Origin of the sequence: Phytobacter sp. V69, assembly GCF_965644215.1 — a bacterium.
In the GTDB taxonomy this organism is placed as follows: Bacteria; Pseudomonadota; Gammaproteobacteria; order Enterobacterales; family Enterobacteriaceae; genus Phytobacter.
The window spans coordinates 1-13940 of record NZ_CBFFRL010000129.1; the positions used below are offsets into that span (position 1 = coordinate 1).

General features: G+C 51.1%; 21 protein-coding genes and 4 pseudogenes. 5 read left to right on the plus strand and 20 right to left on the minus strand.

Going from position 1 to position 13940, the window contains the following annotated elements; genetic code table 11:
• Window positions 1-69 precede the first annotated feature (69 nt).
• The 15 genes and pseudogenes from ACSZPU_RS17090 to ACSZPU_RS17160 form a co-directional block, all read right to left on the minus strand.
• A pseudogene (locus ACSZPU_RS17090) lies at window positions 70-1152 on the minus strand (TerL protein); the annotation flags it as partial.
• 2 nt (window positions 1153-1154) lie between these two features.
• On the minus strand, window positions 1155-1628 hold the full coding sequence (locus ACSZPU_RS17095; RefSeq protein WP_499001163.1) for a DUF2280 domain-containing protein: 474 nt from the start codon (window positions 1626-1628) through the stop codon (window positions 1155-1157).
• A 31-nt stretch (window positions 1629-1659) separates the two neighbouring features.
• Window positions 1660-2292, minus strand: a pseudogene (locus tag ACSZPU_RS17100) (putative metallopeptidase).
• 64 nt (window positions 2293-2356) lie between these two features.
• Window positions 2357-2539 carry a hypothetical protein gene (locus tag ACSZPU_RS17105; RefSeq protein ID WP_499001166.1) on the minus strand — a complete coding sequence of 61 codons (183 nt, stop codon included), beginning with the start codon at window positions 2537-2539 and terminating at the stop codon, window positions 2357-2359.
• 1060 nt (window positions 2540-3599) lie between these two features.
• Complete coding sequence (locus ACSZPU_RS17110; RefSeq protein WP_499001168.1) at window positions 3600-4082, minus strand: lysis protein; 483 nt, start codon at window positions 4080-4082, stop codon at window positions 3600-3602.
• The gene (locus ACSZPU_RS17115) at window positions 4079-4291 is read right to left on the minus strand and encodes a DUF7940 domain-containing protein (RefSeq protein ID WP_499001170.1); all 213 of its coding nucleotides are present in this window, start codon (window positions 4289-4291) and stop codon (window positions 4079-4081) included. Before ACSZPU_RS17115 ends, ACSZPU_RS17110 begins: the two co-directional genes overlap by 4 nt.
• Window positions 4288-4728 (minus strand): lysozyme, encoded by a 441-nt coding sequence (locus tag ACSZPU_RS17120; protein WP_499001173.1) that lies wholly within the window; start codon window positions 4726-4728, stop codon window positions 4288-4290. Before ACSZPU_RS17120 ends, ACSZPU_RS17115 begins: the two co-directional genes overlap by 4 nt.
• Window positions 4715-5034 (minus strand): annotated as a pseudogene (locus ACSZPU_RS17125) (phage holin, lambda family). Before ACSZPU_RS17125 ends, ACSZPU_RS17120 begins: the two are co-directional and overlap by 14 nt.
• Window positions 5035-5769: 735 nt before the next feature.
• A complete protein-coding gene (locus ACSZPU_RS17130; protein WP_499001175.1) occupies window positions 5770-6459 on the minus strand; it encodes a bacteriophage antitermination protein Q in 690 nt (229 codons plus the stop codon).
• A complete protein-coding gene (locus tag ACSZPU_RS17135) occupies window positions 6456-6584 on the minus strand; it encodes a PPVAKH motif-containing phage-derived small protein (RefSeq protein WP_499001178.1) in 129 nt (42 codons plus the stop codon). The genes ACSZPU_RS17130 and ACSZPU_RS17135 overlap by 4 nt, the downstream gene beginning before the upstream one ends.
• On the minus strand, window positions 6581-6964 hold the full coding sequence (locus tag ACSZPU_RS17140; protein WP_499001180.1) for a hypothetical protein: 384 nt from the start codon (window positions 6962-6964) through the stop codon (window positions 6581-6583). Before ACSZPU_RS17140 ends, ACSZPU_RS17135 begins: the two co-directional genes overlap by 4 nt.
• Window positions 6961-7251, minus strand: coding sequence for a DUF1364 domain-containing protein (locus ACSZPU_RS17145; protein ID WP_499001182.1), 291 nt, complete (start codon window positions 7249-7251; stop codon window positions 6961-6963). Before ACSZPU_RS17145 ends, ACSZPU_RS17140 begins: the two co-directional genes overlap by 4 nt.
• Window positions 7252-7253: 2 nt before the next feature.
• Window positions 7254-7850: pseudogene (locus ACSZPU_RS17150) on the minus strand (DUF1367 family protein).
• Between the two features lie 100 nt (window positions 7851-7950).
• Window positions 7951-8208 carry a DNA polymerase III subunit theta gene (locus ACSZPU_RS17155; RefSeq protein ID WP_499001184.1) on the minus strand — a complete coding sequence of 86 codons (258 nt, stop codon included), beginning with the start codon at window positions 8206-8208 and terminating at the stop codon, window positions 7951-7953.
• A 66-nt stretch (window positions 8209-8274) separates the two neighbouring features.
• Window positions 8275-8541, minus strand: coding sequence for a hypothetical protein (locus ACSZPU_RS17160; RefSeq protein WP_499001187.1), 267 nt, complete (start codon window positions 8539-8541; stop codon window positions 8275-8277).
• A gap of 354 nt (window positions 8542-8895) precedes the next feature.
• On the opposite strand from ACSZPU_RS17160, the gene ACSZPU_RS17165 reads away from it, so the two are divergent.
• A complete protein-coding gene (locus ACSZPU_RS17165) occupies window positions 8896-9342 on the plus strand; it encodes an ECs1072 family phage-associated protein (protein ID WP_499001190.1) in 447 nt (148 codons plus the stop codon).
• Window positions 9343-9382: 40 nt separating this feature from the next.
• Here ACSZPU_RS17165 and ACSZPU_RS17170 read toward each other — a convergent pair whose 3' ends face one another.
• The 5 genes from ACSZPU_RS17170 to ACSZPU_RS17190 form a co-directional block, all read right to left on the minus strand.
• The gene (locus ACSZPU_RS17170) at window positions 9383-10099 is read right to left on the minus strand and encodes a replication protein P (protein ID WP_499001191.1); all 717 of its coding nucleotides are present in this window, start codon (window positions 10097-10099) and stop codon (window positions 9383-9385) included.
• Window positions 10083-11060, minus strand: a complete 978-nt coding sequence (locus ACSZPU_RS17175) for a phage replication protein O (protein ID WP_499001212.1) — start codon at window positions 11058-11060, stop codon at window positions 10083-10085. The genes ACSZPU_RS17170 and ACSZPU_RS17175 overlap by 17 nt, the downstream gene beginning before the upstream one ends.
• Window positions 11061-11234: 174 nt before the next feature.
• Window positions 11235-11495 (minus strand): hypothetical protein, encoded by a 261-nt coding sequence (locus tag ACSZPU_RS17180; RefSeq protein WP_499001193.1) that lies wholly within the window; start codon window positions 11493-11495, stop codon window positions 11235-11237.
• Window positions 11495-11815 carry a CII family transcriptional regulator gene (locus ACSZPU_RS17185; RefSeq protein ID WP_499001195.1) on the minus strand — a complete coding sequence of 107 codons (321 nt, stop codon included), beginning with the start codon at window positions 11813-11815 and terminating at the stop codon, window positions 11495-11497. The genes ACSZPU_RS17180 and ACSZPU_RS17185 overlap by 1 nt, the downstream gene beginning before the upstream one ends.
• 21 nt (window positions 11816-11836) lie before the next feature.
• On the minus strand, window positions 11837-12070 hold the full coding sequence (locus ACSZPU_RS17190; protein WP_499001198.1) for a transcriptional regulator: 234 nt from the start codon (window positions 12068-12070) through the stop codon (window positions 11837-11839).
• Between the two features lie 40 nt (window positions 12071-12110).
• Between ACSZPU_RS17190 and ACSZPU_RS17195 the strand changes: the two genes are divergently transcribed.
• The 4 genes from ACSZPU_RS17195 (at window position 12111) to ACSZPU_RS17210 (ending at window position 13844) form a co-directional block, all read left to right on the plus strand.
• Window positions 12111-12863, plus strand: coding sequence for a LexA family protein (locus tag ACSZPU_RS17195; RefSeq protein ID WP_499001201.1), 753 nt, complete (start codon window positions 12111-12113; stop codon window positions 12861-12863).
• Between the two features lie 322 nt (window positions 12864-13185).
• On the plus strand, window positions 13186-13467 hold the full coding sequence (gene kil, locus ACSZPU_RS17200) for a host cell division inhibitory peptide Kil (RefSeq protein ID WP_499001204.1): 282 nt from the start codon (window positions 13186-13188) through the stop codon (window positions 13465-13467).
• Entirely contained in the window at window positions 13464-13616 is a 153-nt protein-coding gene (locus tag ACSZPU_RS17205) for a DUF1482 family protein (RefSeq protein WP_499001208.1), read from the plus strand. Before kil ends, ACSZPU_RS17205 begins: the two co-directional genes overlap by 4 nt.
• A gap of 69 nt (window positions 13617-13685) precedes the next feature.
• A complete protein-coding gene (locus ACSZPU_RS17210; protein WP_499001209.1) occupies window positions 13686-13844 on the plus strand; it encodes a YdaE family protein in 159 nt (52 codons plus the stop codon).
• Window positions 13845-13940 lie beyond the last annotated feature (96 nt).

The following is a 13940-nucleotide window of genomic DNA, read 5'->3' on the forward strand; positions in this document are numbered from 1 at the left end:
GGCCTCATTTCTCGCTGCCGTCCAGATCAGATGCATCGCTCTCTGGGCTAAAATCTTGTGACGACACTATCTAGCGACCGAGGCGAAGATATCACTCCCCTCACCAGACCACTCCTCAATCTCCTGCAACAGGAAGCCGTAACGGGCAGCGAAACCGTTTTTATCTTTGCCCTCGTCCGCGATATCCATCGCGCCTAGACGCTGTCCTGTCGGCTCAATACCGAGTTTGATATGGGCATCAACGGCAGCCTGAACCCACTCAGACGGGATAAGAATACCCTCTGCTGATGCCTGATAGTTGAGGTCCAGCTCCTGGGCAACAATGACTGGGTTATCAATTTTCTCGCATTCCTTCTTGTACCACTCATCGTCTTTGCGCGGGTCGCTTCGCCAGTGGAAAGTAAAGACCGGGATTCTCCCGCTATGCCGCTTCTGGGCAAATGGGTTGTTCATGCCGTTCACCGATGAGAGATCGATACGGCAACGAGTGGTTTGCGAAAGCGCGGCGTCAATCAGTAGCGGACGTTGCAGGAATGCCGCTTCGTCCACGAAATAAAGTGTTGTACGGTCACCACGACCAATGTTATCGCCCGCCTCACCTTTCAGCACGGCCCCCGTTTCCGGGAACTCAACACGCATATGAGGGGCATGTTTTTTCTCGTCCCATTTTCCGCGAAACTCTACCGGGAGCGTTTCGACGAATTTACGGGCTTTCCAGAAAAGGGCTTTTGGGTCGCCAGTGCTGTCGACGTATTCCTCTTTACGGGAACCGAAGCCGATCACCATTTCTTTGTTGAACAGGCAGAGCGAGCAGGCCAGACCGATTGAAGTCCAGCTCAACCCCATTTCACGGCTTTTTTCAGTAAGCCCGTGTTCAAGGTTAGAGCGACGCTCCATTATCCAGTTGATCCATTCCTCTTGCCGAGGGAACAGAAGAAACGGGATTGTTACGGGAAGACCATAGTCCAGGTTGCGCGGGTCGGTCGTCATACCCCAGTCGATAATGAACTGAGCCGGGTTATCACGGTAAAACTGCTTAAGTACTGGCAGCATTTCAGGATGCTGGCGGATACGCTGTAATCGCTCCATTCGCCACTCAAAAACCGCGTTGTAGTCCGGATTTTTGAAGTCAAATTGGAATGGAATCGGCATAACTAACCCATCATTTTTTTGTAAGCCTCAGCAGCTTCCTGGGGTGTTAAATTTGTTGTTTCGGTTTTGATGGGTCCGCCATCTTTACCCGTGCTTTCTACCTTCAATTTGTTGGTATAGGCGTCGCCGACTTCTTTTGCGGCCTGCTCAATTAACTGGGCCGTCATACCAAAGTTTTTCATTCCTTCGGTAGTCATAGCCATGCGATTGAGCGCGCGCAGGCGATAAGCCTTATTGGCGATCGGGATATCGGAAATTTCGTTCAGGAAGCGCTCACGCGTAGTGTTGAAAAGGTCGCTCCACTTTTTAGCCAAGCCCTTTCCGCTAACCTTCGTTGGATCATTCTGCTCAACCTGCTGGCGGGTGATCTGAATGCCAAATTCTTTCAGGACGGACTCGACCACCTGCGACGGGGTGTCAAAGCACGCAACAGATTGAACTATGAAGGCTTTTATCTCTGGTTTTAATGCCGCCATAATTCACCATTCGTCCTAACCAGTCCTGAATTTAAGCCAGCCTCAACATGCACGTCCCGCACGCTCTGGCAACATCGATGTGTGCAACCTCCGCAGGTTGATTTGCTGCAGCCACCAGTTCCTGCACATCGCGGCTCGCACCGTAGCGACGAACCACACCAATAAATTCTTCGACATCGTGGCCGCGCAGGCAGAGCTTCGGCTTGCCCGTTTCGCGGTAGAACGTCGGTGCGCCGAACTCGTCGGTCTTCTGGGCGATGTGGTAGAGCTCATGCTCGATGAGCGCGCAGAATTCGAGGTCAGAGCAACCCAGGCAGAAATCAGCGGCGAGCGTGATGATGTAGTCAGGTTGATGCCCGAACCATTCGTGCATCTGCTGTTCCATGCGGGCCTTCTGCCAGCCTCCGGCGCGCAGCATCACTTCTTCGCACTGGCCGAGCACCGTGCGCCCCTTTTTGGCGAAGGCGCTGGATGCCCACATAAACGCGATATCAGCGTCTGCGAGGTGAAAGTGGTCAGGATTATGAAGGTGGCCGGATTCAGTGTGCCACTACACCTGCACCCACTCGTAAACACCATCTGCTGGTATCAGGCGTATGTGTGGTGCAAACTCGGCGACAAAGGACGCCTTTGGGATTGGTCTGCATTCGCTATCGACGACCATGTTTTACTCCAGTGCTTGATACTTCATTATCGAAGCCACTCGAAGAATGGCTTTTGTAATTAATTTATCGGACCAGTGTTACTTTCATCTTTATAAGACGCCGAACCAGGCGAGCAGCCTCTCGCTGCAGTTCTTCTTCAACTTTAGGCGTAAGCGGTCTGCGTGCATATTTGCGGGTTATTTCATCAATAACCTGATTTATCTTGTCATTATTTGGTGGTATTACTTCAACGTTCAGGCGTGCCATGGTGCTTCCTTTTAGATGCGAGCCTGTCGCACGGGAAGACCGCCCGATAAAGCGGAATGCCCCAGGCTCACTACTGAAAGATATCGCCAGGCTGCGCGTGCGAGGCGCAAATGAAATTCCACCAGCAAAAACCAGTAGCCCAGAGATGTGACTCATCACCCGCCCGGTTTGCCAATTCAACGGCCTCCCAGTCCGGTGTTGCCATGACCATTTACTCACGCAGACATTATCGGAACCACTTTCCTGTGGATTTGGATGGCATTTTTTACTAATGCGATTCGCTTCAGATGTGATTTATTTGGTATGCATTTAACTGCAGATAAATCCGGGATATGAAATGAGAAAATCAGCTTTGATTCTGGCGTTATTGCTGGCTACGGCAAGTTTGAGTGGCTGTATCCCTCCCCCTGGCCATCATCGTGGCGGGCCGCCACCTATCGTTCCGCGCTAAGTTCCTGCCTTATTTGCGCAGCCTTTTTCTCAAAGAATTGTCTGCGCTTTACTTTCAGCCATTCATGTCATCCACCCTGCCTGCATCTGCCCCTGTACAGCGGGCGTAAAAAACCCGGCACAGGCCGGGTCGGATTTTTACAGATTCAGATTACTCTGAGATAAGACAAAAAGATGATCAGGATCACGTTTTTATGTTACTATCAACGGCACTGGTAATTTCTTTGTTATACTTTTGTTACATACCTTACGTGTTATGTACTTCGACTTACCCCTGGTGTGGCGTTATGACTGTATGAGAAGGAAGTAGTACCCCCCGAGAGATTAACGGACTAATCTGTAATGGATTACCCTCGGGGCTTTTTACAAAGCAGTTATCATATAACCATTTTCAGCAACAATAACCACACCTAAAGTGTAATAACTTGTAAATAATAACCACTCTCATTAACATCAAATTGAATTCAGCAACGTTTTCTTCCCGATAAGGTATCCAGCACCTGCCACGCAGGTATTACCGGCCAAAAATTCGGTTGATATCTCACCCGGTTCTTCCTCCCCCACTGGCGAGGAACTGTCTGTTCTAAAGAATGAATTTTTGCAAGGAAACTTACTTCAGACACTGGGTGTTGATGTAGTCCTGCAACCCGGCAATCATTTTGCCGCTGGTTTCGATTCGCTCTCTGAGGGTGAAATAATCCCGTTCAGCGGCGTCAGTAAGTCGGGGGCTGGCTGCATCATCCATGCCGGGGGCGCTGGCCGTTCCGTTCGCTGGACATCTGGCGTTGACTCGCAACCCACACTTACCAGAGCTAACGCAACGCTGCAGATTATCAAGCTGCTTTTTCGCATCAGCTAACTCCTTCGTGTATTTGGCGTCCAGCGCGGCAACGTCACGCTGCCGGGTCTGCATGTCGGTGATGGTGACGTTCGCCAGATTGAGGCTGTGCTCTGCCTCATCGGCCCTTTTCGTCTCCCGCTCTGACTTGCCCTTGTAGTGGCTGGCTACTGTCGCCAGCACAGCGATTACTGCGACAATGAGCACCGGCAGCCAGAACTTTTTCACCAGCACCAGAATGGTTTTGGCAGTCATTGCGGCTTACCCTGCTGTACCAGACGCCCCACCAGACCACATCCGGCCACCACTGCGGTAATCGTGCTCATGGCGCCGGGCGGGATGGCCGCTTTCAGGTCATCGGGCAGTTCCACCCACACCACCGGAATAGCACCGGCCAGCGTCAGTGCCCACGAGGAAAACCATTTCCAGCACCCTTTCCAGTCGTCCACCAGCTGTATTTTCATGATAAAAATAACTCCCGCTCTGCCTCACGCCGACGGGTCAGCCCCTTCAGCACTTTTCCGCCCGCTTTGTTCCAGCGCAGGAACTGGTCTGCTGCGCCTGCGTAATCCCCGGCATTCAGTTTTTTCAGCAGCGTCGAGGTGGATAACGCCCGCGACCCCGTGTTGTACGCAAACGATACCAGCGCGTCGAACTGATTCTGGTTAAGCTTCACCCTGACCATTTTCAGGACATCATTCTCAAAACTGACCAGACCGGTTTTCAGCAGCCGGTCTGCGGTGCTCTGGTCAATGGTCATGTCAGGGCTGAGCGGTTTACCGTCCACCGGATGCGTCCAGCCAAACCCTATCGTCAGAACTCCGGCGGGGCAGCGATACGCCGTCAGGCTGCATCCTTCAAAGCGCTTAATCAGCGCCACGCCTTTTTCACTGATTTGCATCGTTCACTCCTGCCTTTCTGGCGGTGAATTTCTTTATCAGGCTGCCAATGGAATCCGTGCCGAGGTAACCAATGAACACGCTGGCGATGTAAGCCAGATTCGGACTCAGCCCCATAAAATCGAGCAGGTCACGCACGAACCAGGCAATCATTGCGCACATCAGTGCGTCGGTTAGTGTTTTGACGAACGCGCCGCCGTTATAGCGCCCCGGAGGTACGCCATTACAAACGCCAGCATTGCGCCGATCCCCTGCTCACGAGAGGCAAGCAGAGTGGTGAGAAAATCATTTTTATAGGGCATTGGCATAAGCCTCACCTCCGATTATTCGGATGGCGCGGTGGAAGTTAGGGAGATAAAAAAGCCTGCTCAAATGAACAGGCTTGATAGGAAATTTAACTCAGAAGGTAGGTGTGGTGCCGGGTGCCTCCCGGTGAACGCTGCTCAGCAACAGCGTCCCGGTATAACTGATGCCGACTTAACATGCTCAGGTATGCTGATACGCCCTCCACACAGGGGGATTCACCACACAGACAATGTAAATTGGAGCATTCCACACTGTCAAATTATTCTATCTGGCCATTATTCGGCACGGATATAAGAGATCCACGCACCGGGGCTGGCAATATGAGAGTGTTGCAGCGTCGCCAGCCAGGCGCTCACCCAGGTCTGGTTAGTCGGGAACAAAAACCACATCACAGCGGGCTTGAATGACACAACTTTACAAATTTGAGTTAAGCCTTATAATGATGTTGCTGATATGTAATCAGCTTTCCCCGATTGTAACTTTTTCAGCCCGAACTCTTTCACTCGGGCATTTTTTTGTCTATATTTTGTCGCACGTATAATAAAAAAGTAGATACTCCTACCCTATTTCCCCGGATATCACCAGGCCGGGGTTTCTTTTATCCACCGAAACAGAACTCAGAGTATCTGGCAGTGAGGCCTGAATACGAAAAAGCCCCGGCGAGATGCCGAGACTTTATCTTTTGCCGACAACTACAATTCAGGCAGCATATCAAAGTAGACTCGAGTATGGCCTATTTAATTGACTTTTGCAACCCCCTGCTGCGAAAAAGCTGATTTTTGTTGAGAACGTGATCGGACTATCGAAATTAATGAGCACCTGTCGAGCGAGAGGAATACACCGCGCATGGCTCGCCAGTAGTCGCGATAGTTATGCGTCCAATTGTCAGGGGCGATGCCAACAAATCCCGCCAGTTCTTCATTAAGGTAGGTTTCGCGCCCTGACAGTTGCTCTTTGACGTCCTGCGCCGCCAGCCAGATAAGCGCCTTGAGCTTCTCTTTCGTCTTCCCTGCTATGCGCCGGCCTTTAATCGTCTCGCTGAATAGCAGCCAGCCATGCTGCACAATCACCATCTGCAACCGGAAATCAGTATCGTGCAGATAGTTCCAACTCACCCAGGCGCTTTCGGTATCTTCCAGTTTAGCAATAGCGCGCCGCCAGCTTGCCGTTGAAAACTCCGCCGGGATGACCTGCGGGATAGAGGTTCCCTTCGCGTGAGATTGTTTGCCCGGTACAGGGGGATTTCTCATCATGATTTTCTTCCCCGTCACCTCATCCGTGATGAACTGGCGTTTACGCGGGTACCGTTCGTGTGTGAACTGGATCTGCTCCACCAGCGCCATTAATTGCCCCTTCGTGCGACCGCTAAAATCAGCAGTAGCCAGCGCGATTTCTTCCCGGACGTATTGCAGATATTGTTCGTTCATGCGGCGGCCCCTGTAGTTTGCTGCGATGGTTTTTTAACTGGTTCTTTGGTGTGGCGAGCGATCGCCTTGAGACATGCCCGAGCTACGCTTTCGGCCTGGTACTGGATGAAACGGGCGAAGGTCATTCATCGCCCCTCTCGTTTTGCCACAATGGCAGGGGTGATTTATTGCCAGCGCGGCGGATCCGTGATTTGGCGTTTTTCTCAATCTGAATCAGCTTTACTATGTTCTGCCTGCGCTGCTTTTCTTCCCTGCGAAGGTATTTCACGCTTTCTGCATACCGGGATTCCTGATCGCAGAGAGTCATGATGAATTCGAAAGGCTCAAGCAAGGCATCACAGCGTCGGCAGCGAACGGTTCTTTCTTTTTCATTTACCCAGACGGCTTCGTGTCGGCAACGGAGCTGCTCCCCATCACGTGTAATAGCGAGATCATCCCCAATGCTTTCCTTGCGAGTGGGAAATACAACGACATTGCCAAGCTCTTTCTCGGTTTCGGTAGTCATGCTTTCACGATCCCCTCTTTGAGCCAGATAACCTGAGTTCGGGCCATTCCCTCCAGCGCACACTCTTTCGCGCACTCCGCATCAACAAGGTGCGTACGGCGGTCGATTTCGTCGTGACAGGCTGAGCATGCGATTGTTGCGATGAGGTCAGGCGGCTTAATGCCGGTTCCGCATAACCCTGCCAGGCGGATGTGCGCCAGAACGGAAGTTTCAGGGTTGCCGTTACAGACACCCGGAATTCTTACCTGGCATTCGCGCCCACGTGCTGCTTTACGAAGGTTTGCCATGCTCACCCCGCGTAGCTCATCAGCTGCGCAGCGGCGTTCTCAGCGTCGTTAGCTGAGTGGAATTTGCGGCACAGAATGTAATTCCAGAGAACGTTCAGCACCGACTGATAAACGCCGTTAAACTGGGCATCATCCATGCTGGCGAACGAGATTGATTTGGCTATTTTCCGGCGGGAGCCGTCCGGCATTGTGTACTCGTCATAGAATCCGGCCTGAATGGTGGCCCACTCCCGGAATGACTCGAAGTGTTTGAGTAGGACGGTGTCGCGGGAACGCACCAGACCGACAGTGTTCAGATACATGTCGGCGGCGTTATGCAGGGCATCGCGCTGTGATGGGTTTGCAGACAGGAAGTCTATGTAACCGGCAATCAACGCACGTTCGGATCCCTCAATGAGGCCACCAGTCGGGGTCCAGTAGTGATACCCGAGCGTCAGAAGTTTGAAGAACTTTTTATGAAAGGCGTAATTGCGCGGCTTGCGGAAATCACCAGAAAGCATCTGACCAACTGGCAATAGTTGCAAAAAATCGCTGGTTCAGGTTTCAGCCGGAATCAGGACGTTTTGATAGCTTTTTTCAAGGTACAACGTCTGCGCCATCGGTATTTCCCCGTGGCACAGTGATTACTCAGGTGTCAGTTGTTCAGGCTGACACCGGTATTATGAACAGGTATCCTTCAAAAATCAAAATGCGCGCAGACTATTTTTTGGTAATTTGTTCGGCCATTTCGATGTAGCGAGGATCGGAGGCTTTTGGTAGTTCAATGCTTAGCTCCCGGTAAAATCGCACTCTTTCCATGAAATACTCACGCAAGTGCTCGGGTTGTTCTCTCGTCACCATTTCAGCTATAACAGGAATATTGAGGCGCTCTTTGTATGCTACGGCCGAAGCCGCAAGGTCAACGTTGATTTTTTCCTGTTCTTCCGGACTTTGGGCTGCAATGTTGTATTTCGACATATGAAAATCCCCTCTGATGTAGAGGGGATTATATATCACTATCGGGACAACTGCCCGAAAGGAACGTCAGTTACGGTTAACCAGCGCAATGATGTCATTTTCGTAAACCTTATGCAGCATCTGCTCCTGCATTTGCTGTATCAGAAGTTCAGTGTCGCCACGTTTTCTCACAACAAGGCGGATGAAGGACAACATTCCCTGAATATCTACGCTGTTTAAGACCCGACTCCCACCATCCAGATGGCTGTCACGAAAGTTTCTTGTGCAGGGCTGGACGCTCAGGAGCTGCCCACCTGAGTTCCTTCTCGGAATGCGTGGAAAAAGTGCCGTCATCCCACCTGACGCATGCGCGTGCATAATCGGTATCTGGTTCTAGAATATTTTCGACAACACCTTTCAGATTACCGGATGAGTGAACAACAATAGCATTAACGAAAAATCTTGCCATAACACCCCCTTAAATTTAACAATGCACCATCATCAGTGCTACATGCTTACAAGTTGAGCAATACAGCATATTCCTATTCTGACACTCTGTGACAGTTCACTGATATTAATCATCAGCATTTTGTCCGTTTGTAAGCTGTCGTTATCGGAAAATTTTTGATCTACCCATGAGTTCTTACCTTCACCTCGTTCTATTCTTAATAATCCACTCCTACACATAAGGTCCGAAGGAGGTTCGACATGTCTGTTGCATATTCCGAACTCTGGAATCTCATCAAAAATCACGTCAGTAAAGTTCACGGTGTTCAATATACTTCCTTAGTCAGGAACAATGCCGATATGATGATCATCCACAGGACTGCGCAACTTTTCATCCTTGAGGTTTTTCTGCATCAACACAGAGAACAATACGGCGCAAATGTGTTCCCGCTGAAAGGTAGAAGCGCTCTTCATCATGTAATACTTCTCAAATACAAATGGCCTTTGCCAACTATAAGAAACTTGTCGCTAAGTGATTCTCTGTTTGTCATTCAGGATGAACTAACCCTTGACAACCTCCCTGAGTCCGCTCAGGAGTTTCTTTCAAATCAAATTTTACTGGTGACACAGATTGAATTTGAACATCTGCATGACGATGAATGGGATCCGGCACTGGGCGAAATATTCCTTCGTACGCATAAGCCGTAAATTTGGGAATGATTTCTCTCACGCGTATTTCTCCATGGCGTCAGTCATGCCCTTCCCCTTTGAAACCAAACTTCGCCCGAATTTCTGCAATGCGTGCTGCGTTCTGTTCGCGCGTCAGGGGTTTGCTACCCAGCACAGGCAAACGCGCCACAGGGGCTGGAATTTGTTCGCCATTGCGAATACGCCTGACCATCTTCGCCAGTTCTTCACCGGCCCGGCGGCGCAGTTCGGCATCGCTCAGCCCGGCAGAGCGCATCACCTGGTACAGCGTGGTGACCATCCAGTAGGTTGCGTGATTCGGCCACGGGTAGGATTCGGCATCCGGGTACTGACCGCGCGTGCGGCTGTACTGATAAACCAGGTCGACAAGTCCAGAAGTGTCCGGCAAACCGATGGCGGCGCTCTCTTCGGCGCGGCACCAGGTGATAAACTGCCCCGGTGATGGCAGGAACGGTTTTGCCTGCTGGCGTGCCACGCGCATTCCGGCAGCAACCTGGTCCATGGTGGTGATGCCGTTTTCACGGAATGCCAGAAGCCACTGGCGGCGGAACTCGTCGAATTCATCCTGCGTGTGGAAACTGGCGATAGCTGCAGGGAACGCGGCACGCAGCTGCGCAAACAAACCGTTGAATACTTCGGCCACCTGCTGAGCCTGGCGAGTCGGTTCGCATGCGTCCTGCACTTCCGGCAGACCATGGGCAACGCGGCGGAAGTTTTCGCGATCGAGGTTTTGAATCTGTTTAGAGAGAGTTTTCATCGAGCACCCCGTTAATCCAGTCGGTGTTGTTGAAGTCGATATTTTGTTTTCCCGCAGGAGATGCAGGAGGAGCAGCACGTTCAACCGTCAGGCGATCCCACTGCTTACGCAGGCTTGCCGGGCACATGATGTTTTTGTGCCAGAAACTGTCTTTGCTGGCCCAGTCGTACAGGGAGCAAATCTCCTGGTGGGTGCGGCCGTCAATCTGGCGGATCAGGCGAATGGTGTTCGCCCAGGACTTCATGTCAGGTTCTTTGCAGGTCGGGTTGATTTTCTTCACGCGAACAGCAATCCACTCAGCAGCAACCAAATCGTCTGCTGAACCCCACCTGGCTCCGGAGGGTGTGTAGATCACCGCTTCGGGGTGAGCAGATAAAAACTTTTTCAGCTTCTCGTCGGTGAATTCGTCAGAATTCTCAGACGAAGATCTTTTAATGTTTTTATTGTTGTTATTACCTTGTTGTTCATGATGCGCGGGGAATTGCGCGGCCTTAAGTGCGGGGTAATGCGCGGCATCACCGTTCGAAGCCGCGCCATCACTGGCTTCGTCATGCGCGGGCTTAGGCTCGGCGATATGCGCGGGGTAATGCGCGGGTAAATCGTCCGTTTTTTGAGCATATTCAGCATAATTTCTGATGGTGATCACAGTGCCTTTTCGCTTCTCTCCGGCGGTGGAAATCATCCCCTCTTTCACGAAAACGGAGAGCATTCTCTCTACTGCATGGCGACTCGTTGGCTCTCCATTACGGTCGCATAAACTCAGCCCTAAATCTGCTGATGTGGTTACCAGTTGCCCGGTTTGCAGCGGCCACTGACGCCCTTTAAAGTTCGCTGTGTACGGCTGGCGCGCGGCGTTCAGCAGAAGGTTGTCCCACAGCGTGCGCAGAAAAACATCTTTCGACCAGGGTTGCTTAAGCACGCTCCGGTACAACGGGATGAATCCGGTTTTCTGGTTCTCCATCCGGTTGCTCCTGGCGGCGGAATCCGCCGCAAAATTGGCATAGGCGACGTTCGACATGGTTATGACTCCCGCGCCTGGTGTTTTAGAAAACTGTTTGTCATAATGATCTCGCAACTGTTCACTGCATTTGCACCCGAAGGCCGGCACTGTTCGAGCAGTCCGGTCTTCACCCTTTCAGAACAAACCAGCCTGATTACCGCCCTTCTTAACCGCGCGTTTTGCTTCTCGGCGTTCGGCTGTACTGGTCTGTTTCTCTGCCCACAAACGGGCGTGTCGTAAAACATCATCGAAAATCTTCCCCTTTTGACTGGCCTGACTCATACGTTTGAATAAGTCCACTGCCTGGTATGCCCCCCCCTGAGCCACCGAAACCGTAAATCCCAGCTTGAGAAGCTCGGCGCGAACGTGTTTTTCGATAAACTCGATGTGGTTCATCAGTCCCACCCCAGCGGGCCAGGCCTGCATCGTTCTGCGCGCAAACCTATATCAGCCAGTGTTTCGACCGATTTCAGGTAATCGCGCGATACCACCACCGCCTCAGGCGGAACCACCTGCAACTCCAGGGCTGAAATTTCGCGGGCCATTTCAGAAAAATGACTGTCAGCCTTGCGCTTGCTTACTGCTGACTCACTGACACCGATGCGCTCGGCGTAGTTTTTTTGCCCCACTGACGCCAGTCGGTTGAGCAAAATACTCTCAATCTCAAGACGATTGAGAATCGGCGGTTCTAACTTGCGTGATATTGAGTTCTCCATTGGTGATACTCCGTTGCGTGTTTAGGCCGCCGAATTCTTGGATTCAGCAAATACCAGGCTTTCCTTCTTGATGGGCGGCTGGTTGTTGAAGTTTTGAGAGGCATCCTCGATGGCTTTCGCTTTTTCGGGAGAAGCGCGTCGATTCCCGTATGCGATCTGATCGAGATAGCCAGTCGTGGTATTGGCGAGAGTAGCCAGCATCGACCATTCGGCCCCTGTAGCACCCTTACGCCAACGAAGAAGTTCGTTTGACATGTGTTTCTCCGATTACGATTAACGAATGGAGTTTAGCTTTATGCTAAATATCACGCAAGGCATATTTAGCAATTTGCATATTTATCATTCTGCTAAAAAAAGCCAGTATGCTGGTATGGAAAATAAAGAGATCAGAAAAGCCAATCTGGAATCGCTTATCGAACAGAAGCGGCAGGAATCAGGCATGACGAAGGCGCAATTTGCTGAGGCCGTAGATACAAGCCCTGCAACCTTAAGCCAGCTCACTGGAGATAATCCAAACCGGAATATTGGCGACAAAATGGCGCGTAAAATTGAGGGCGCATTCAATCTACCTTCCGGTTGGATGGATGTGCTGCACAATCAAGTCAACGAGCCAAATGTGTCTTATCGTGGGATTATCGAGACTCGAGGAAGCTACCCTGTTATCAGTTGGGTTAGCGCCGGTCAGTGGATGGAAGCTATCGAACCGTATCACAGAAAGGCAGTAGAGCGCTGGTACGATACTACCGTAGATTGTTCAGAGGATTCCTTCTGGCTTGATGTAAGAGGCGACTCTATGACGTCTCCTGTTGGTCTGAGCATCCCAGAAGGCGCAGCGATACTCATTGACCCCAAGGTTGAGGCGATCAATGGAAAACTCGTTGTGGCGAAACTTGAAGGTGACAATGAAGCTACTTTTAAAAAGCTCGTTGTTGATGCAGGAAGACGATTCCTCAAACCGCTCAACCCGCAATACCCGATGATTGAAATTAACGGTAACTGCATAATTATCGGCGTGGTTGTAGACGCAAAAATTCTCAATATCCCATAATCACCATCACCCCAAACTAAAGCCCGCCATCTAGCGGGCTTTTTTACGTCAAATCAAAATCCTCCAGTAAAAAATAATCACTTATAAATCAATATGCTAAATATATTCTCCTTTTAATTTAGCATTATGCTATTGATACAGATTTAGCATTGAGCTAAATTTACTCCATCCAAACAAACGGGCTTCGCGGTGGTGAATTGCAGTCCACCGGGACAACCAGAAGATAAGCATCTGGCACCACCAGCGAAGCCCACCAGACAATCACTGCACAGTGATTACTCAGTGAAAAAGTTCTGACGCCGGGAAAGACCGGGGAGATGAGATGGAAGTAACGCACAACAATCAGCAGTACAAAGTCACGCCGATCGCCAACGGTACGCTGTGGCGCCTGACGTCAGTAGAGCACCCTCGCGAATCGCTCGTTCTTAATCGCAACCAGATGGTTATCGCAGGACTGAGCCATGTTGTTGAGCCTGGCCCTGTCGACCTGAATAAGGTCCGTGCGGCGCAAAATAAAATCGTCATTGCCCGCTTTCTCGGCGATGACCTGATGTGGTCTCAGGCTGTGCAGGAATACCACCAGGCAACAGGAGCGCCCCAATGAATACCCTCTTCGCTTTAGTGCTGACAGTCGGCATGACCAACGGTGATTTTCAGGATGTTGTTCTGGGCGTGTATGAGAGCCAGCAGCAATGCGAAGCCGCCGCCGTCGAGCAACAAGTGGCGGGCGAGTGCTTTGAGATTGAGCAATGAGATTGAGCAAATTGTCCGCGCTGGTGAACAGCCCGCTGGATATCCAGCGGATTTGTGAGAGGTGTATACGTGAAAATCAAATGCGCGTACTGCCGCAAAGAAGTTGAAGCCGGGATGGCCGTCAAAGCCACTCTTCTGTATCGCCACGGCGCCCAGCTGGCGCGCAAAGAAAACGACTATTGCTCAAAGCGATGCGCCGAGCACGACCAGATGGCGCACGAATCGTAAAACCCGCCGAAGCGGGCTGTACGTCCGGTGACACCGACCAAAGTTACACCGGAATTTACCAAAACCAATGAATACCCAACGGGCGCTATCAATGGC